We start from the raw sequence: 18502 nt of genomic DNA on the forward strand, positions 1-18502 counted from the left end.
GCATTCTTTGTATGTATTGACGACCCCTTCGTGCTCCCTGTGCACATGTAGAAAAATAAAAAGACGCCCTCCCTATACGGAGGACGTCATGTTGTCGGCTATGTCATTGCTTCCTACTTCAGACACAAAACCACTGTAGCTACTAGACTAGAGTCGATTTCGTTTACTTAAGAGAAGCTTAGCTTCAATTCCTACGCCGGCATTATCCGGATCAGGTTATATGGGTCGGAATATTCATCTATTCCCTCTCAGCCGGCAAATCCCAGCTCCCCAGAGCATATTTAGTTTCGTCAATTACTAACTCATTATAGCAAATTCCGATCAGAAAGCTAGACATATTTTCACAACTCCATTCTTATGCTTCTTGCCCTTTGGCCCCATTCCCTGATACTCGATATCGCTTTCTCACCCCGATGGCAAACATAAGTAGCGGCAGTACGATCTGAAAAAAGGGTACAATTTTCAGCGTAATATCAAGCCCGATCCATATATGATACGTGTTGTTAGGCTCAAGGAAAGAGGCGGCATAGATGATAACCCCGACTGGGAGCACGAAGTAACGCTGACTGATACGTGTTACGGCACTTAAGGTGAATACTGAAGCCATATACAATGTCACAATTTTAACGAAAAGTCCGATAAACAGTAGCAGCGTAACGATAATATCCAGCCGCTCTAGAAAGTTCGCAAGCCTAATCAATTGAACGACATGCAGCAGCGGGAGCGCTGTGAGCCCAGCTAGTTCTTTTCCGAGTACACACAAAATAATGGCATTCATAAATACGAGAAAAATTGAAACACCAGTAAGTGATAAATACGTCACTTTTCCTATTAACTTCTTCTCTTTCACATGATTCCAGAAAACAAGCAATACAACCATCTGACCAAACGGAAATGATAGTAGGTCAGGGAATGCCGCCTTTACTATAGGTATTGGGCCATTCTCCATAATGGGCATCAGCTCTTTTACATTGACAAGACCACCAAAAAAAAGCAATAAGATAATAACTGTATAACTGATAAAAACAATTGGAAACAGCAGTTGTACGACACGCACAAAAACTTCTATCCCTTTATTAACGGTGTAGGCCGCTACAAACAAAATTAACAGCATAATAACCCATTTGGGCGTGGTGCTAAGAAGCGCCATCGACGTTAATTCGCCCACATCACGTACATTTCTCATTGATTCGTAGGAGAACCATACGGCATGAATTAATGCGATAGCCGCCCCAATATATTTGCCGAAATGAATCTTATATAACTCAGCAATATCAGATTTTGGTGATCTCATCTGGATGGTTACATAAATGATAGTCAACAGCAGTCCGACTACGGCCGCCATTGCCATCGCAAGCCATGCATCTTGCTTAGCCTCTATACCAAGCTCAAATAGTGGTGTACTTCCTATTAAAAATACGATAATGAGAATGGCTAGCTGATTTTTGCCGAACTGCTGCATATTTCTCCCCCCTCTATCTATAAAAAGTTTCCCTCTACCATCTAAGTAGCTACGAACCTGCTTTTTCTTGTGCTGCTTTAAAATTCCTTCCACTCATTCCCGTCGATTCAACCTTCATCTTTACCGATATTTCAAGCTCCGTCAGTGGAAACAACTCATCCCAATTCCCACTGCTCTCCTTCCATAACTTTGGATGCTGCTCATGAATGATGTTTCCAAATCCCATTATGTCTGTTTTGTATTTCCGAACGGACTTCCAGCCACCGAGCGCAATGGCTTTGATTTCCTCTTCTATTTTTCTTTCAACTCTCTCCACTTCTTTTGGTTTCGTCAAATCATGATGGCAACTATACTCCATCAATACACCTTTCGCCTCGATTTTAACTTTCATTTTCCACTTATTGTTCATTGGTACGGATTGTATCTTTGTAGATGCTTTCATTATGCGAACGGATGAGCCATCTGGTCCTACCTTGTTTTCGGCACAGGAGTAGGAGACCGTTGTTTTGTCCACATTGTCGCTGAGCCACATTACTCCTCTACTCTGATCATCATTCAGCCATCCCACAAGCTTGTCGCCATGAATGAGTCCAAGTTCGTTTAATCTTACCTTAGATGGCGTTGATGTTTTCCCCATCTCATCTACACTATCTGTGCTTTTCCCAGATCCAGCTAATACTAATCCCGGTATACCAGTAGCCTTTGTATTGCTAAGTAATTCCTTAAGTACACTATGAATCGTCATTTGCCTAAACGCCGCACTACCTGTCTCTTCATTTGTAATCATTCGCTGTACTGCAGCGCCAGGAATTTGCTCCGGCGGAATGAGCTGCTCCAACATTTTTCTGGCGTTTCCCTTGGACAAAAAGACACTAACCGTTTCCCTAGAATCATGATTTCGCAAATAAGCTTCAAGTAAAGGCGCTATTCCCTTTCGCGCTGCTTCCTGACTAATAATGACGACTTGATTATGTGAAAAATATAACCGGCGTGCGCTTTCTTCACTTGCCTTGCTAATAGCCATCCGAAAGTTTTCGCCCTCCGTCGAAAACACATTAACCGCAGCTGTCCCGCTTCCCGACGTTCCGCTTGATATCGCTTTTGGAATGACGATCTGATAGGACATCACCCACTTGCCGTCCTGCCAATCAACACCTGTCGCCGATATAATCGCAATTTCGTTTAGCTCCACTCTGTTCCAGCATCCTGTCAGCAGCAGGAACGATGCGAACAATAATATAAACTTCATTCTCATAGCTCCTGTCTCCTATCCTTATTTATCAGAATGCCTTTGAGAAGGCGGCCTCTTAGCATTGCGCTGCCGCCGTGAATTGCGGGGATTAAGCTCTAGTGGCCTAAACATAATTGCCCACCAAGGAATTCGAACGAACACATCATGCCATAATCCGTTGCCTTTCGTACCCGGTGCCATAGGCGACATATAGGGAACCCCAAATGAACGAAGCGATACGAGATGAACAAGCATAAACATAACCGAAACAAAAATACCGAAAAAACCGAACATTCCCGCCATTAACATAAATCCAAAGCGAATAATGCGAGATGTAGCAGCCATATTGAACTCTGGCATAACAAAGTTGGATATTGCTGTAAACGAAACGACGATAACCATGCCTGCCGATACAATTCCCGCTTGTACGGCAGATTGCCCCAATACGAGCGCTCCAACGATTGATATTGCAGGTCCGATTGCCCGCGGCATTCGCAGTCCAGCTTCTCGCAGTACTTCGAAGGTCATCTCCATTAGTAGCGCTTCAATTAGTCCCGGGAATGGGACACCCTCGCGTTGTGCGGCAAGACTGATAAGAAGAGTTGTAGGCAACATCTCTTGGTGATAAGTAGTAACTGCAATATAGAGTGCAGGAAGCAACATCGATACAACATAGGCCACATATCGAATGATGCGGACAAAAGTGGCAATATCGAATCGTTGATAATAATCTTCTGCGGATTGAAAGAAACTGAAAAATGTCGTTGGAGCAATTAGCGCCATCGGTGTACCATCCACCAAAATAGCTACCCTTCCCTCTAACAATGACGCCGAAATCGTATCTGGTCGCTCGGTGTTTAATAGTGTAGGAAAAAGCGTAAACGTTTCGTCTTGAATAAACTCTTCGATATAGCCGCTCTCTAGCACTCCGTCAATATCGATAGCAGCAAGTCTGCGGTATACCTCTCTTACAATTCCTTCATCAGCAACGCCATTTAAGTACATTACCGCTACATTCGAATGTGTTTGCGTGCCGATCTTATGCATTTGCACATGTAAATCTGGCGAGCGAATAATGCGTCTAACAAGACTAATATTTGTATGAACGTCCTCTACGAGACCTTGCTGCGGTCCACGAATAACCGTTTGTGTTTGCGGAATATTTACTGCCCTTTGATTGCCTCCGTTAACATCGGCCATAAGTGCAACTGTACTGCCCTCCGCTAAAATGAGGCAAAACCCATCTGTCATAAACTGAAGAGCCTCTTCTAGTGTAGCTACACTTCTTACTCCCCCTACCGAAACGACGCACGCACGAAATGACTCGATCAATTGGTCGCCCTTTTCACCTCTATGGGGGGACAGTTTAAGTGACATTAACGGTTCGAGCACACTGTTGTTAATAAAATCCGCATTGACTAGTCCATCAATATAAAGTAACCCCAGCTCACGCCTCGGGGCAGCATCACTCTGAAATAATCGAATAACAAGATCACAGCTTCCGCCGAACCTTTTATGTATCGTATCCGTATTCGCCTTCAGCGATGGGCTAAGCGGCGTTAATGTCGGCTTCTTTGTTTGACTCATAGCGCACCCTCTATTTCCATGTTGCCTCTATTTTGGCGCATTATGGTTCTAAATATGTATAGCACCATCCTGTATCTCCGCTAATAGAATGATATTGACGATCAGAAATGAAGGGATGAGGCCGATTGATTAGTATCAGCTTATGTATGATTGTTCGTAATGAGGAAGAAAGTTTAGGACGCTGTTTAGCCTCTGTAAGAGAAGCTGTCGATGAAATCATCATCGTAGATACAGGCTCTACAGATCGTACGAAAGAGATTGCGGCGTCTTTCGATGCTATTATCTATGACTTTAAATGGATTGATGACTTTGGCGCAGCCCGCAACTACGCCTTCGAACGAGCAACACAATCTTATATCCTTTGGCTAGATGCAGATGATGTCGTTGAAGAAGATGATCTCTTGAAGCTAAAGGAACTTAAAGCGCAAGAGGACTTCCCCTATGACAGCGTCTCGATGAACTACAATCTCTCCTTCGATCAGGAGGGAAAACCGCTTTACAGTTTGCGTAGAAACCGTCTTGTCCGCCGTGCTTGCAACTTCCGCTGGATTGGTCCTGTGCATGAATACTTGGCTGTATATGGCAACATTCATCATAGCGATGTTGCTATAGCACATCGTAAAGAACGGCTCTATACTGATCGCAATTTACAAATTTATTTGAAGCGTCATGAAAGCGGAGAAGTATTTTCCCCTCGCGATCAATATTATTTCGCTAATGAGCTGCGGGATCATGCCAGATATCAGGAAGCCATCGACTGGTACGAAAAATTTCTAATTTCTGGACATGGTTGGGTCGAAGACGAGATAGCCGCATGTATGAAACAGGCTGATTGCTACGGTCGCTTGGAAGAAAAAAATAAGCAGATTACCTCTTTGCTCCGCACGCTCAGTTACGATACACCAAGAGCCGAATTTTGTTGCCAGCTAGGGTCCGTATTTATCGAGCAAAAAAGATTCCCGCAAGCGATCTACTGGTTTACTATTGCTACGTTGCTTGAGAAACCAAAAGACTTGATGAGTGCAACCGATAATGCAACTTGGACTTGGCTCCCCCATCTGCAGCTAACCGTTTGTTATGATCGTATTGGAGATAGGGAAAAAGCGATACAGCATCACAAAATTGCGAGGCACTACAATCCAAGTCATCCAAGCGTTCTGTATAACGAGAAATTTTTTAAGGGGCTTGACCTCGTATAAAATGCGAAGTGTGGCGTGGAGCACTAACTCAGAGGCGGAATTTCCGCCTCTTTTTTGTTTGTCAATAATACCCACTCAAAAAAGGTGGAACGAGAGCGTATGTTCTGTATATAATGGAGCATATAATAAAGGGAACATACATTCGCTTTTAAGAAAAAGGGGATATGCTAACATGACCGATGAAAAAGTGATCATGCTGGCTGATTGCCAATCCTTCTATGCCTCCGTTGAGAAATCGGAGCATCCCGAGTTCCGCGATCGACCACTTGTCGTCGCAGGGGACCCGAAGCGACGTTCTGGCATTATATTAGCAGCCTGCCCTATCGCTAAGTCGTTTGGTATAACAACAGCAGAGCGACTCGGGGATTCGCTCTCGAAGTGTCCTGATCTTGTTATTATGCAGCCTCGTATGCAGCTATATATTGATATTTCTTTAATGATTACGGGCATTTACCAATCTTTCACCGATTTGGTTGAGCCCTATTCAATAGATGAGCAATTTCTCGACGTAACCGGCTCCCTCCATCTATACGGCACTCCTGAAGAACTCGCTTCCCTTATCCAGAAGCGGGTTAAGGCGGAGACAGGCATTCATACACGTTTCGGCATCGGGCCAAGTAAAGTGCTTGCCAAAACAGCCTGCGACAACTATGCGAAAAAAAACGATTCCGGCGTTTATGTTCTATCCAAACAAAATCTTAGCACTACGCTGTGGACGCTGCCTATCGCAAAAATGTTTATGGTTGGTAGCCGTATGACTAGGCACTTTAACGCCATGGGACTAGAAACGATTGGTCAGCTAGCCGCTACGCCACTAGAGAAACTAAAAACGATGATGCACCGCAAGCTCGGGCGCAACTCTGATATTAACGCCGAGTTGTACTGGCGTATCGCCAATGGGATCGATAACAGCCCCGTCACACCTGGCACGCACGGAACTGCTCCTCAGACGATTGGTCATATGATGACCCTACCACGGGATTATGCCATGCTCGAGGAGATCAAGATCGTGCTGCTGGAACTGACGGAGCTTGTTTGTCAGCGTTGCCGCAGCAAAGGATACATGGGGCATGTCGTCTCTGTCGCCTGCATGGGAGCAGACTATGATCGTCCCAGCGGCTTCAGTCGTCAGATGAAGATGGAGGATCCTACTAATGTGACGAATCAGGTATTCCGATTTGTGATGCAATTGTTGCGACAACATTGGGATGGACTGCCCGTCCGTAAAGTAGGCGTAAGTCTCTCCGAGTTTAACCCGGATGACGAATACCAGCTATCTATGTTCAATCCTGATCAGGAGAAGTGGATGGCGTTAGAACGTGCAACAGATGCCATCAAACAAAAGTATGGCGACTCAAGTATATTACGAGCGGTCTCAGCGACCCCAATAGGTCAGGCAACGGACCGGGCGAAGAAGATTGGAGGACATTACAAATGAGGAAAAAGCTTGAAGGAAATGGACTTTGGGAGTCCAGCCGTATGATGTTGCCAGAGCACAAGGCCGCAATCAATAGCCAAGTAGAATCATTAAAACGACGTAGCCGAATTGAACTGGATGAGCAAGAGTGGGAGCATGTTTCCCGCGCAGTATCCGAATCATTACTACGGCGACAACAAATTAAAGTACGTATGTTTCACCCCATCGAGCTACTCACCATCATTGGCATCGTAGATCGTGTAGATGAACTGAAAGGTCGCTTCATGGTAGACGGGGAATGGTTCCCTATTCGCGATATCGAAGGTGCCGCTTTAGAAGAATATTTGTAAAACAACTCTCTCTAACCTGTTTCGTTACTTAAGCGACTCCAAGAGTAGCGGCTGCTACTCTCTGTTAGTTGCCGCTACTCTTCCCGCGTTGTGCAGCGAGTACCGCGAGCTCCAACTTACTTAACATTAGTCCATATTCATTCGTTATTTCGAAGGTTTGTGGAAACGGAAGCGTGTGGAAATAACCTAACACCGTCTCACTGCTCAGAAACCAATCGGTCGTATCGTGGGACTCTATAGGATGATCCTTCCACGCAGACTGCAATGAAGGGCTGTAAATGGGTGAAGCCCCAGACTTAAGCCGTCCGCCAAGCAGCTTCTCCTCATAAATACGACGAGGTGGATTTTTACGAACAGAGTGGAACAATGCTGGTGAATAATCGCTTCGCGAGCCTGTATGCTTAACAGCCGCAGCGAAACATTTCGCCCCAGCAAAGACACGTGGAATACCGAACAACATGGCATACAGTCGTTTTCCAAATTCAATACGCTCATGTACATTTTGAAAATTTTCAAGGATGAGACCCGCGAGTTGTAATTGTTCGCCCGTATCCTCCCTCCCGCTGCCGTAAGGAAATAATACACCATTAAGCTGTAATAGGGACTGCAACCCAAAAAACATAGTCTGCAACACATGCTTCTCGAAGTAATCGTTACGAACGACACGTCCTTCAATAAAATATTGTTCGTTCACGATTAGCGCCGTGGTGAGAATAGCGGAATCTCCCTCCCGCCAAAACTGGCGCCATACCGGTATCATAAAGGCCGATACACCAAAGGCAGGCAATAAATGAAACAAACTGCGGTTTTGACTACGGCTCCACTGATATAGAAGCAGCTGTGGGTAAGCATCTTGAAAGATGAGTGCATTTGCCCGCTCCAGAAACAGAAATACATCCAGGCGCTGCGCTTCAGTTAGTAACCGTGGAAGCCATTCTCCTTGTAAATCTGTCATATTCCATCCGCCGTTGCGGGAAACTAAATGGGCGAGCAGCGCCCAGTGCAGCTCTGGTGTGCGGAAATACACATTACGATATGCTTCGGTACGCGTTACATTGTTGCGATTCGCCTCCGTGGTCTCCATTTGGATACGCTCGATCAACATCAACTCCTCCGGCGACCAAGCCTGTAGTGCTGTGTCGGAGGCAACGACCACCTTTACTGCCTTTATCTCAGACTCAAGCTTTAGCAAGCTCTCCGTCAATCTAGCAACAGCGGCAGGAGCAAGTTGCAATGGCTCTGCGGACTGAAGCATTTCTTTTGAAATATGACTAGCATTCCATTTGCCAATCGCATAGGCAAGCGCTTCACCAGGAAGAGAAAGTAAGTGCCCAAGCCACCCGAGCGGTCCTCCTCGGTCATTAGGCTGCATGTTGTTATCCCCCATCGCGAACTCCTTCCCAAATAGAGCTTGTTGTTACCATTATCCACGTTTCCAAGCAATCGCATACAGAGAGAAATCAATATATTCGTGCCGAAACAAGATATTGTACCCTATGCAACAGGGTGCCCTATTGCTTCTCGCAAGCACTAATGTGCAAATGTATAATAGAGATACTACGCTTATTGAAGGAGGATCTGTGATGTGCGGGCGCTACACGATAACGATCACGCTCGACGAGCTGATGGTTAGATATATGATAGATGAAACGATGGTGCCGTTTCATCGGCCTAAATATAACGTCGCTCCGAGCCAGCAAGTATTAGCCATCATTAGCGACGGCACAAGAAATAGACTAGGTGAACTTAAGTGGGGGCTTGTTCCGCCGTGGGCTGAAGATCCCAAAATAGGATTTAGTATGATCAATGCGCGTTCAGAGACAGCCGCGACAAAACCTGCATTTAGGGAGCCATTTCTTCGGAAGCGCTGTATTGTGCCTGCAGACAGTTTCTACGAATGGAAATCTACAGCACAAGGCAAACAGCCCATGCGCATAATGATGAAAAATCGCTCACTATTCAGCATGGCTGGACTGTATGAAATATGGATTTCACCTACCGGAGAAAAGCTGAGCAGTTGCACCATTCTTACAACAAAGCCCAATGAAATCGTTGCACCGATACATGATCGAATGCCCGTCATTTTGAAACCAGAGCAAGAATCTTTATGGCTAGATCGGAAGCAACAAGATATCGCCGTTCTGTCATCGATGCTGCAGCCATACCCGTCAGAAGCGATCGAAGCCTATCCAGTTGGAAGTGCAGTTGGGAACGTTAGCAATGATGATCCATCGCTAGTCGTCCGCCAAGAAGTGGACGAGCAGCTAGAATTATGGTGAGGGAATTAACACGAGAGTCAATAATAGTAGTGTGTATAGGCTCACAGCCAAAAAGTTGGATACTCCCGTTTCTTATCAAGATTATTAATAAGCAGAGCAAGCAATACAATGATTAACGTTCCGACTAGTACAGGGGTAATCAAAAATGACCAACTACTTCCCGCCATAATGACGATGATAGGATTGGCACCTGCTGGAGGATGTGTCGTTTTGGTCAACATCATGAAACCGATAGCTAAACCTACCCCAGCAGCGATAACGATCATGCCATCGCCAAAGGAATGATACATCGTCAAACCTACAAAAGTAGCAATGAGATGACCACCAATAATGTTCCTTGGTTGTGACAAAGGTGCATCCCATAGACCAAATGCAAGAACGCAGCTCGCACCAAAAGGAGCCATAATCCACACTTCAGATGTAAGATCAGTTAATAGTGATAATGATAAAATGGCAATAAAACCACCAATTACACCGATCGCTATATTTCTCGGAAGTACTTTTAGAGGACTTCTTTTCGCCCCTCGCATCTTCATCCAATAGCTGGAGGCCTCTTGTTCATTCATTACCTTCCCTCCAATATTCATATTTAACTAGTTATTTAGTTATATATAATTGTATTAACGCTGTCAATACATTATGAACGCTGTATAATATAAACAGTTGAATAGGAAATGAGGTGTATGCGTTGGAGCAGCTTAAACAATATCTTAAAGTCGAAAACCAGTTGACGTTCAGCGTTAATACACAAATCAAGGAACAATTGAAATGGTTGATCGGTACCGGGCAAATCGAACCCGGTGATATGCTTCCAACAGCTAGCTTGCTCGCTGATACGCTCGGACTAAATCGAAATACAGTGAATTGGGTCTATAATCAACTGCAAGATGAAGGCATCGTTACGATGCAAAGAGGCAAAGGTACGAGAGTTGCAAGCGGGAAGGGAACGGAGCTGCTGAGGAAAGAGCGTTTACCAATGAAGCGGCTTTTAAGCGCAACGATACAAGCGGCACAAGAAGAAGGGCTAAACTTGCAACAGCTTTTTATAGCAGGACTTGCTTATACGCTGCTGGACAGCAATCAGCAACTCATTGCTCAGCCTATCTTATTCATCGAATGCAGCGAGCATGATCATCCCTTCTACAGGGAAGAAATCAGGCGAGTTACAGGCCGTGAAGTTAAAACAATACTTTTGGAAACTGTAAAAATGAATGGAATAGCCGCATTTGGCACATTAACACAAGGCAGTATTATAGTTACCACATTGAACCATGCAGATGATGTTAAGAGTCTCTTGTCCACTATCGATCAAAAGGTACATATCATTGGCGCTACTGTCGATCCCAGCATCTATCTAGCCATAGCAAAACTCCAATCGAACACAACTATATCATTTGTTTGTTTAGGTGAAGCGGGTGGCGAATGGATGGCCCGTCGTGTGAGCGATGCTGGCCGTACTGATCTTCGTTCAGATGCATTCGGCTTAGATGACAAAGAACGATTAGAAGCAGCACTTATTCATTCTACCAAAATCTATGCATCCGAAGCCGTTTACTCTGAGCTTAAGCATCGTGCTCCACACCAAGTTGAACTTTACCCGATGCGCCTTGAGCAAGGAAGCGAAAATCTGTTGCAGCAGTTTTTAATAAAACGTTAATTTTTATCGCATAAGAAAAAAAGCCCACGATTTACGCGGGCTAAATTCAAAACATATTTTTGTGATGCAGCCTTTGTTGTTCGAAGCGACCTATGCTTCAAATGGCAAATAAATATGTATCACGTTCTCCTCTTGATCAAGTGAATCTATAGTCGCCCAATACTCGAAATCAAACGGCCGACAACTGCTTATATCTTTTTCCCGAATGGAATCATAGGTGTCTCCTATTTGAGATTCAGGTCCCTTATGAGTCACCTTTACATATTTACCAGCAGGTATCGTATGTTGAACTAATCCCTCAGGGATAATGGAAAATTCGCTAACTTCTACTGCAACAATGCTTACAAACGGAACATCTGGCGACCATTCGTCTTCTGAATAGACTTGAACTAAATAAATGCCATCTTCCTCAAGACGATTAGCAATTTCATGACGTTTACTTATTAAATCCTCACGTAATTTCCCGACTATACCAGCTTCTAGATCTTCATTTAACGATACCGTTACAGTATAGCCGACCAGTTTCGTCTCATTACGCTCCAGCGTTTCGATTTGTTCAGTTGTCATAATGGCACACTCCTAATTTGTAACAAAATGATAGAAAAACAAACTGTTTAAACTCGATTATACTAGAATTTCCAAATACATCAATCGAAATCAATTACAAACAAATAAGCTGGCTCCGGCAAATTACCAGAACCAGCTTGTTTCTATAAGAGTGTTATCTATATCTCCATTAAGTTGATAGCTTGTCCCAACCGCAACCCTGTATGAGTTATTTTTTCACTTCCGTTTCACTAATATCACGGTTATGGTCAGGTTGAACAGGACGGTGATTGTTAGGGAAAATGGCTTGGAACGCTTTAATTTGCGCCTTAGACATTTCGATTGATTGCTCAAAGACGGTCCAATTAACGCCTTCGGAGCATGGTGGTGTCGTTAAAGATCCTTGATAACGGTATGCGTCTAAGTCTTTCGGCAGTAGTTTTTTAATATCAATCGCAGCTTTCAAAGTAAGATCTGTATCTGTCTTTTTATTCGGAAGTTTGGACCACATTTCGGTGACAGCGGTGTTTGCTTTACCTTCTTTAATAAGTACACCTAACACGGCGAGGCTACCCGTCTTGCTCTTATGAACAAAGTGGAGCTCTAGTGGAGATGCTTTGCCGTCAATCTTGTGTTCACTTGGCGTATGAAAATGAAATTGTGCAAGATTATATACAGTGCCAGAAAGAGTTAATTGATTAGCAGTAGATGATGTATTAGCTTGAATCGTATGACCATTGTTTCCGAAAGTAAATGCAGTCGATTTATAATTGACTGTTACTTTCCCTTTGTTACCGCTTTCATTTGTTTCGTCAGTATCAATATTAATTGGGGATTGTTCCTCTCCCACCTTGCAAACAGCATACTCTTCGCTAATGTGCCCCCAATGTTCAGGCCCGGTATCACCTTCATAGGACCAATGTGGTGTATTACCGCTGTACGTCTGTGCTTGTCTTGATGGTTCCGCATAAGCGACAGCAGAAGCCGATAAAATAATAAAAAGAGTCCCTATAACTGTTTTTGTCAATCGTGATCGCATACGTCATTTCATCTCCTTAAAATAGGTTATGAATACCATACAATAATGCTGATACTAACGACTGAACACCTCCTTAACAGATACTGCGAACAAGTTACCATACCTAACAATAAAATGAAATATTTGTCACATATTGATCATTTTGTTCATAAATTTTCTTCCGCATTCGAGTTCTCGTCATTTTTTCTATAGAAATAAAAAAAAGCTGACCGAATATCGGTCAGCGGAACATTCCCCAAAGTTTAAGTAAATGGAATGTGTTATTCGGATCAATCTTCTGCGCTAATATGAAAGCGACAATACCATCCTCTTGTGCCTCTGTTAGTTTCTCTTGTAATATGACTGCGGCTGACTTTACCAGCTTACGCACTTTGACACGATCCTGAAGATCGTATTTAGTCACTGAACCAAGCAGCAGCCTAATTCGATCTTTTACTGCGGAATTTTTCAGCTTGAGCTTCACACGTTCAACCAATTGCGGCTTAATACCGTAATTTTGATAGCTCATCGTTTCAGCACCTCCGTTCGGCAATCCAGTCTAATGAATTAACTATATGCCGAAAGAGCGTAAAAATTGCCTAGTCCAGTTGCTCTCCTTGGAAAAATTGATCCTGACGCAAAATGTGCCATAACCTTGCAAAGGATTCATTTGACCAGAAATCTTCTCGTTCCGTGAGCCGTGCAGCATCTTCTCGCGCTAACTCCAACGTCTCATAATCGGTTACCATATCTGCAATTTTGAACTCGGGTAGCCCACTCTGCTTCGTGCCGAAGAAATCTCCAGGGCCACGTAGCTCCAAGTCTCTACGTGCAACTTCAAAGCCATCATTCGTTTCCGTCATAACCTTCATCCGTGCCCTGCCCGTCTCTGACTTAGGATCAGCCATCAGAATACAATGAGATTGATGCTCACCCCGTCCAACACGTCCACGTAGCTGATGAAGCTGAGATAGACCGAACCGCTCTGCATCCATAATGATAATTAAAGTAGCGTTAGGTACATCGACGCCAACTTCAACAACCGTTGTTGCGACAAGAACTTGCGTCCCATTCACACTGAAATCCGACATAACTGCATCCTTCTCCGTAGCAGTTAATCTGCCATGCAACAACCCTACTTTCAAATCAGGGAAAGCTTGCTGAAGTTGAACGTATTGATCAATAGCATTTTGTACATCAATCTTTTCGGATTCCTCAATAAGCGGACAGATGACATATGCTTGTCTCCCATTTGCAACTTCTTTACGAATGAAGCCAAGAACACGATCCATTGCATCATGTTTCACCCAATACGTTTTGATCGGCTTACGCCCCTTAGGCATCTCTTTCAGTGTGGAAACGTCCATATCACCAAACGCAGTAATGGCAAGTGTACGCGGAATTGGCGTAGCTGTCATCGTAAGCACATCAGGATTCATCCCTTTGCGTCTTAGCACGCTTCGCTGATTCACACCAAAACGATGTTGCTCATCAGTTACGACTAGACCTAAACTTTTAAAAAACACATCGTCTTGAATAAGTGCATGAGTACCTACTACTACGTCAATAAGACCCATCTGAAGACCAGCAAGAACATCTCTACGTTTCCGCTCAGTAAGACTGCCAGTAAGAACGCCTACTTGCAGGCCTAACTCGGCAAATAACTTCTGCAGCGATTTGGTATGTTGCTCTGCAAGAATTTCAGTCGGCACCATTAACGCCCCTTGATGGCCTGCTTTGACAGCACCGTATAGGGCAATTGCAGCAACAACCGTTTTGCCAGAACCTACATCCCCCTGTAATAACCGGTTCATACTGTAGCCTCTACGCATATCGGTCAATATTTCATTTACAACCTTCTTCTGTGCATCTGTTAGCTCAAAAGGAAGAGTAGCTGCGAAAGAGCGGATCGTCTCACTTTCAATTCGGAATGCGATACCGTCAGCTTTGCTACGATTTAAAGATCGATACGCCTGAAGTTTCAACTGGAACAAAAAGAGCTCCTCATAAACCATCCGTCTACGTGCCTCTTGCCCTTGTTTCATATCACCTGGCATATGTATGAGTCTAACTGCTTCAAGCCTCGGCATCAGACGATGTTCTTCTACTAGCTCATATGGCAACACTTCTTCTAGCATGGAACCATATTGGGTCAGAGCTACTTCTATCATCTTCCTAATCCATGATTGTGTAATATTACCTCCAACAGAATAAACCGGCTGTAGAGATCCTGATTTCGAAGACTTTGCGCTATCTGGAAACTCAGAACCTGATACAGTAATTTGCAAACGATGCTGCTCCCACTTGCCAGTCAGTAATATTTCACGAGAAGGCTGCAATTGCTCTTGCAAATAATGGCGGTTGAACCATACGGCAGAAACGAGCAATCCCCCTACCTCTACCTTACAAGTTAGGCGAGACTTTCCTTTACCATATCGCTGAAGAACCGGAGCACCACGGACTAGTCCCAACACGGTTGCTTTCTCACCATTTTTCACATCAGCAAGTTCACGTACTCGATAATCTTCATAACGATAAGGAAAATATGCTAATAAATCGGCAATTGTATGCACACCAAAGGCGTGAAGCTCTCCCTCTTTCAGAGCACTCACGCCTTTAATTTGTCTCACAGAAATTTGATCCAGCTTGATCATACCTGTATTCACACCCTGTACATAAATACGGCTGCTGTACCTGGACCAGTATGTACACCGATTACTGCCCCTACTGTCGTGTAGTCAACCTCTTTTACATTCAATGCGCTCTTCAAACGCTCAGCTAGCTCATCTGCCGGTTCTTTATTATCTGTATAAGCAAGAACCATCCCGACAGGATCATCACCATAAGCATCCTTTAACAATTCCGCAATACGCGTCATCGCTTTTTTGCTACCTCTAACCTTATCAACGGAGTAAACTCCGCCGTCCTTATCGAGTGAAAGGATCGGTTTAATGTTAAGAATGGAGCCTATCATAGCCGAAGCTCGTCCGATACGTCCGCCCTTTTGCAAATATTCAAGACTATCTACAAGGAAATATAATTGCACATCGTTTTGTAAACGCGCGACCTCTTCCAATATACGTTCCTTGGATTCACCCGCTTGAGCCATCTTTGCAGCTTTTACAACTTGAATGCCAATACCGTAGGAAGCAGATTTGGAGTCGACAATTGTAATGTCCGATTCCTGTTCAATCATTGACTGAGCGATTGTAGCAGATTGGTGCGTGCCACTCATAGCAGCTGACAGATGAATGGAAAGAATAGGTGCTACTTGATCTTCAGCAAGCAATCGCTCATACGTCTCTGAAAACTCTAGAGGTGATGGCTGCGATGTTGTCGGAAGAACATCAGAAGCTTTTAGCTTTTTATAAAATTGGTCTGAATGAATTGTTATAGCGTCTTGAAAGGTTTCTTCACCAAAAAGCACCTTAAGCGGCACCATGGAAATGCCTAACCGTTCCCGAACCTCCACCGGTATATCGGCTGTACTGTCCGTTACAATGCGCACGTTCCCCATTAGATCCCCTCCATTAATACGTTAGTAAGCTCTTATTCCACCGCGAACAAATAAGGATATAAAGGCTGTCCGCCATGTTGTACCTCAAGCTCGAGATCAGGATATTGCTCCTCAGCCCATTCACATAACGAAGTTGTAAATCCAGCTTCTGCATCCTCGCCTGTAAAGACCGTTAACAAATCTCCACCGTCTTCCAACATGCTAGCAAGTAAAGTTTGACATGTTGTGAGTAGCTCCGCATGGGATACAACGATTGCTTTTTCCTTAATACCGATATAATCGCCTTCTTGGATGACAACACCATCTATAGAAGTATCGCGTACTGCATTCGTTACCTGTCCAGAAACAACACCTTCTGCTGCATTACGCATCCAATCGCCGTTACGTTCAGGTGACTCATCTTCTTTAAATGCAAGAACAGCAGCTAATCCTTGCGGAATCGTCCGCGTAGGAATTACGGTTACAGAACGTTCGCTAAGTTCTGCGGCTTGTTCTGCTGCCAAAATAATGTTTCCGTTATTCGGAAGCAAGAAAATATGATCAGCCGAAAGTGCATCAATCGCCTTTAGGAAGTCCTCTGTACTTGGATTCATCGTTTGACCGCCTGACAAAACGGTGTCTACGTCGCTTGCCAAGAACATTTCAGAAAGTCCTTCTCCTAATGCGACTGCGATAATGCCAAATGGAGCACGTTCGAACACTTGCCCCGGAGCAACTCCACTAAGCGCCTGTCCTGCAAGCAACTCTGCCGAAGATAGATCGGTTGTGCTGATAGATGCTGAGTCTTGCTCAAGTAAGTCTCTATGTTGTTCACGCATATTCAAGATGTGTATATCTGTTAGTTCCCCGTAAGGAAGGGATAAATTAAACACGTCTCCAGGCTTGCGGGAATGAACATGAACCTTAATGATATCATCATCTGTAATCACTAGGATGGAATCGCCATCTTTTTCGAGCGCTCTCTTGTAAGCGGATTCATCAAAATAGACTACAGATTGTGCAGTTCGTTTACGATTTATAAAAAATTCCATGTCATACAGGAATTCAATGTCATCCGTTGATAATCGGGATTGCGCTGAATTTGGACCACTTTTTATGTGCTCTCTTACTGGAGCTGGAACCGTAACTTCTTCTGGTGAAGCAGCCTCTGATGGTAGGAAAAACAGATCCTGATAACTACCAGATTCACTTTCCGTTAAATAACGTACGAAACCTTCATAAATATAAACAAGTCCTTGTCCTCCAGAATCAACTACCCCAACCTGTTTAAGGACCGGTAATAAATCTGGTGTACGTTGAAGCGATTCATAAGCTTTGCGATGCACTTCCTGCATCAAATCCACAACATCAGTCGTACGGCGCGCATACTGAACTGCAGCTTTAGCAGCTTCTCTTGCTACCGTAAGAATTGTACCTTCAACTGGTTTGACGACAGCTTTATAAGCCATATCGACACCTTGTTGAAATGCAGCTGCTACTTCTACTGCAGTTGCTTCATTGAGATTTGCGAGCGATCTTGAGAAGCCACGGAATAGCTGTGACAAAATGACGCCAGAGTTTCCTCTCGCACCCATTAATAGTCCTTTTGAAAGTGCCTCCGATGCTTTTCCAATATGCTCAGAGGGCTTGCTGCGAAGTTCCCTAATACCAGAGCTCATCGTTAAATTCATGTTTGTGCCTGTATCGCCGTCCGGTACTGGAAACACGTTTAATTCGTTAACGCGTTCCGCGTTATGCTGTAACAACTCTGCACCTAGCAAAGCCATTGCGGCAAAATCCGATCCGTTAATTGAGCGCTTACTCAATGAAAATTCCCCTTCCTGCTACCTTGATACCCTAACGTCTTGTACAAATATATGGACTTCATCCACTTGTAAACCAATCACATTATTAAGCACATAGGATACTTTAGATTGAATGTTGTGCGCTACTTCAGAAATTTTGGTGCCGTAGCTAACAATAATGTAGAGGTCAATATGCAGTTTTTCATGTTCCCTTCTTACTTCTACACCTCGGGACATATTTTCTCTGCCAAGCAGTTCCGCGATTCCATCCTTTAATCCTTTACGCGAAGCCATTCCGACGAGTCCATAACAATCCATAGCTGCCGAGCCCGCTAAAACGGCGATGCAATGGTCGGTAACATGGATAGAGCCAAGTTCGGTATTAAGCTGCAGTGACATGGAAATACACTCCCCTACTATATATATTATGGACTAAGTACCATTGTACTATAAAA

General features: G+C 44.1%; 17 protein-coding genes and 1 riboswitch. Of the genes, 5 read left to right on the forward strand and 12 right to left on the reverse strand.

Going from position 1 to position 18502, the window contains the following annotated elements; translation table 11 throughout:
- Positions 1 to 171: 171 nt before the first annotated feature.
- A riboswitch (TPP riboswitch) is annotated at positions 172 to 283 on the reverse strand.
- 72 nt (positions 284 to 355) lie between these two features.
- From I6N90_RS02755 to I6N90_RS02765, 3 genes are read right to left on the reverse strand one after another with little or no spacing between them, the layout of a single operon-like run.
- The gene (locus I6N90_RS02755) at positions 356 to 1462 is read right to left on the reverse strand and encodes a GerAB/ArcD/ProY family transporter (RefSeq protein ID WP_197933970.1); all 1107 of its coding nucleotides are present in this window, start codon (positions 1460 to 1462) and stop codon (positions 356 to 358) included.
- Positions 1463 to 1511: 49 nt separating this feature from the next.
- Positions 1512 to 2711, reverse strand: coding sequence for a Ger(x)C family spore germination protein (locus I6N90_RS02760; RefSeq protein ID WP_197933971.1), 1200 nt, complete (start codon positions 2709 to 2711; stop codon positions 1512 to 1514).
- A 24-nt stretch (positions 2712 to 2735) separates the two neighbouring features.
- Positions 2736 to 4280 carry a spore germination protein gene (locus I6N90_RS02765; RefSeq protein ID WP_197933972.1) on the reverse strand — a complete coding sequence of 515 codons (1545 nt, stop codon included), beginning with the start codon at positions 4278 to 4280 and terminating at the stop codon, positions 2736 to 2738.
- 125 nt (positions 4281 to 4405) lie between these two features.
- Here I6N90_RS02765 and I6N90_RS02770 point away from each other — a divergent pair, with 125 nt between their 5' ends.
- The 3 genes from I6N90_RS02770 to I6N90_RS02780 all read left to right on the forward strand — a co-directional run bounded on the left by I6N90_RS02770 (position 4406) and on the right by I6N90_RS02780 (position 7246).
- Positions 4406 to 5479 carry a glycosyltransferase family 2 protein gene (locus I6N90_RS02770; RefSeq protein ID WP_197933973.1) on the forward strand — a complete coding sequence of 358 codons (1074 nt, stop codon included), beginning with the start codon at positions 4406 to 4408 and terminating at the stop codon, positions 5477 to 5479.
- Positions 5480 to 5672: 193 nt separating this feature from the next.
- The gene (locus tag I6N90_RS02775; protein ID WP_232242507.1) at positions 5673 to 6917 is read left to right on the forward strand and encodes a DNA polymerase IV; all 1245 of its coding nucleotides are present in this window, start codon (positions 5673 to 5675) and stop codon (positions 6915 to 6917) included.
- Positions 6914 to 7246: a YolD-like family protein gene (locus I6N90_RS02780; protein WP_197933974.1), complete on the forward strand. Its 333-nt coding sequence runs from the start codon at positions 6914 to 6916 to the stop codon at positions 7244 to 7246. Before I6N90_RS02775 ends, I6N90_RS02780 begins: the two co-directional genes overlap by 4 nt.
- Before the next feature lie 64 nt (positions 7247 to 7310).
- Here I6N90_RS02780 and I6N90_RS02785 read toward each other — a convergent pair whose 3' ends face one another.
- Positions 7311 to 8633: a DUF2515 domain-containing protein gene (locus tag I6N90_RS02785; protein WP_197933975.1), complete on the reverse strand. Its 1323-nt coding sequence runs from the start codon at positions 8631 to 8633 to the stop codon at positions 7311 to 7313.
- A gap of 196 nt (positions 8634 to 8829) precedes the next feature.
- On the opposite strand from I6N90_RS02785, the gene I6N90_RS02790 reads away from it, so the two are divergent.
- On the forward strand, positions 8830 to 9525 hold the full coding sequence (locus I6N90_RS02790) for an SOS response-associated peptidase (protein ID WP_197933976.1): 696 nt from the start codon (positions 8830 to 8832) through the stop codon (positions 9523 to 9525).
- Between the two features lie 41 nt (positions 9526 to 9566).
- On the opposite strand, the gene I6N90_RS02795 is transcribed toward I6N90_RS02790, so the two are convergent.
- Positions 9567 to 10112: an HPP family protein gene (locus tag I6N90_RS02795; protein ID WP_197933977.1), complete on the reverse strand. Its 546-nt coding sequence runs from the start codon at positions 10110 to 10112 to the stop codon at positions 9567 to 9569.
- A 101-nt stretch (positions 10113 to 10213) separates the two neighbouring features.
- Here I6N90_RS02795 and I6N90_RS02800 point away from each other — a divergent pair, with 101 nt between their 5' ends.
- Entirely contained in the window at positions 10214 to 11182 is a 969-nt protein-coding gene (locus I6N90_RS02800) for a GntR family transcriptional regulator (RefSeq protein ID WP_197933978.1), read from the forward strand.
- Positions 11183 to 11272: 90 nt separating this feature from the next.
- Here the strand turns inward: I6N90_RS02800 and I6N90_RS02805 are convergent, their stop codons facing one another.
- The 7 genes from I6N90_RS02805 to I6N90_RS02835 form a co-directional block, all read right to left on the reverse strand.
- Positions 11273 to 11749 (reverse strand): GyrI-like domain-containing protein, encoded by a 477-nt coding sequence (locus I6N90_RS02805; RefSeq protein ID WP_197933979.1) that lies wholly within the window; start codon positions 11747 to 11749, stop codon positions 11273 to 11275.
- Between the two features lie 208 nt (positions 11750 to 11957).
- On the reverse strand, positions 11958 to 12767 hold the full coding sequence (locus I6N90_RS02810; protein ID WP_197933980.1) for a carbonic anhydrase: 810 nt from the start codon (positions 12765 to 12767) through the stop codon (positions 11958 to 11960).
- A 220-nt stretch (positions 12768 to 12987) separates the two neighbouring features.
- Entirely contained in the window at positions 12988 to 13275 is a 288-nt protein-coding gene (locus I6N90_RS02815; protein WP_197933981.1) for a stage VI sporulation protein F, read from the reverse strand.
- 70 nt (positions 13276 to 13345) lie between these two features.
- Positions 13346 to 15400, reverse strand: coding sequence for an ATP-dependent DNA helicase RecG (gene recG / locus I6N90_RS02820; RefSeq protein WP_232242509.1), 2055 nt, complete (start codon positions 15398 to 15400; stop codon positions 13346 to 13348).
- 8 nt (positions 15401 to 15408) lie between these two features.
- The gene (locus tag I6N90_RS02825) at positions 15409 to 16263 is read right to left on the reverse strand and encodes a DegV family protein (RefSeq protein WP_197933982.1); all 855 of its coding nucleotides are present in this window, start codon (positions 16261 to 16263) and stop codon (positions 15409 to 15411) included.
- A gap of 32 nt (positions 16264 to 16295) precedes the next feature.
- Complete coding sequence (locus tag I6N90_RS02830; protein WP_197934780.1) at positions 16296 to 18029, reverse strand: DAK2 domain-containing protein; 1734 nt, start codon at positions 18027 to 18029, stop codon at positions 16296 to 16298.
- Positions 18030 to 18086: 57 nt separating this feature from the next.
- Positions 18087 to 18446, reverse strand: a complete 360-nt coding sequence (locus I6N90_RS02835; protein ID WP_197933983.1) for an Asp23/Gls24 family envelope stress response protein — start codon at positions 18444 to 18446, stop codon at positions 18087 to 18089.
- Positions 18447 to 18502: the final 56 nt, after the last annotated feature.

The organism is Paenibacillus sp. GSMTC-2017, from assembly GCF_016019935.1.
GTDB lineage: Bacteria > Bacillota > Bacilli > Paenibacillales > Paenibacillaceae > Pristimantibacillus.

Excerpts from the sequence above, each read along its gene's own strand:
- I6N90_RS02775 (WP_232242507.1), top strand. The coding sequence starts at position 5,673 with ATGCTGGCTGATTGCCAATCCTTCTATGCCTCCGTTGAGAAATCGGAG.
- I6N90_RS02825 (WP_197933982.1), bottom strand. The coding sequence starts at position 16,263 with ATGGGGAACGTGCGCATTGTAACGGACAGTACAGCCGATATACCGGTG.
- I6N90_RS02785 (WP_197933975.1), bottom strand. The coding sequence starts at position 8,633 with ATGGGGGATAACAACATGCAGCCTAATGACCGAGGAGGACCGCTCGGG.
- I6N90_RS02815 (WP_197933981.1), bottom strand. The coding sequence starts at position 13,275 with ATGAGCTATCAAAATTACGGTATTAAGCCGCAATTGGTTGAACGTGTG.
- I6N90_RS02780 (WP_197933974.1), top strand. The coding sequence starts at position 6,914 with ATGAGGAAAAAGCTTGAAGGAAATGGACTTTGGGAGTCCAGCCGTATG.
- I6N90_RS02765 (WP_197933972.1), bottom strand. The coding sequence starts at position 4,280 with ATGAGTCAAACAAAGAAGCCGACATTAACGCCGCTTAGCCCATCGCTG.
- I6N90_RS02795 (WP_197933977.1), bottom strand. The coding sequence starts at position 10,112 with ATGAATATTGGAGGGAAGGTAATGAATGAACAAGAGGCCTCCAGCTAT.
- I6N90_RS02755 (WP_197933970.1), bottom strand. The coding sequence starts at position 1,462 with ATGCAGCAGTTCGGCAAAAATCAGCTAGCCATTCTCATTATCGTATTT.
- I6N90_RS02830 (WP_197934780.1), bottom strand. The coding sequence starts at position 18,029 with ATGGCTTTGCTAGGTGCAGAGTTGTTACAGCATAACGCGGAACGCGTT.
- I6N90_RS02760 (WP_197933971.1), bottom strand. The coding sequence starts at position 2,711 with ATGAAGTTTATATTATTGTTCGCATCGTTCCTGCTGCTGACAGGATGC.
- recG (WP_232242509.1), bottom strand. The coding sequence starts at position 15,400 with ATGATCAAGCTGGATCAAATTTCTGTGAGACAAATTAAAGGCGTGAGT.
- I6N90_RS02810 (WP_197933980.1), bottom strand. The coding sequence starts at position 12,767 with ATGCGATCACGATTGACAAAAACAGTTATAGGGACTCTTTTTATTATT.
- I6N90_RS02790 (WP_197933976.1), top strand. The coding sequence starts at position 8,830 with ATGTGCGGGCGCTACACGATAACGATCACGCTCGACGAGCTGATGGTT.
- I6N90_RS02835 (WP_197933983.1), bottom strand. The coding sequence starts at position 18,446 with ATGTCACTGCAGCTTAATACCGAACTTGGCTCTATCCATGTTACCGAC.
- I6N90_RS02805 (WP_197933979.1), bottom strand. The coding sequence starts at position 11,749 with ATGACAACTGAACAAATCGAAACGCTGGAGCGTAATGAGACGAAACTG.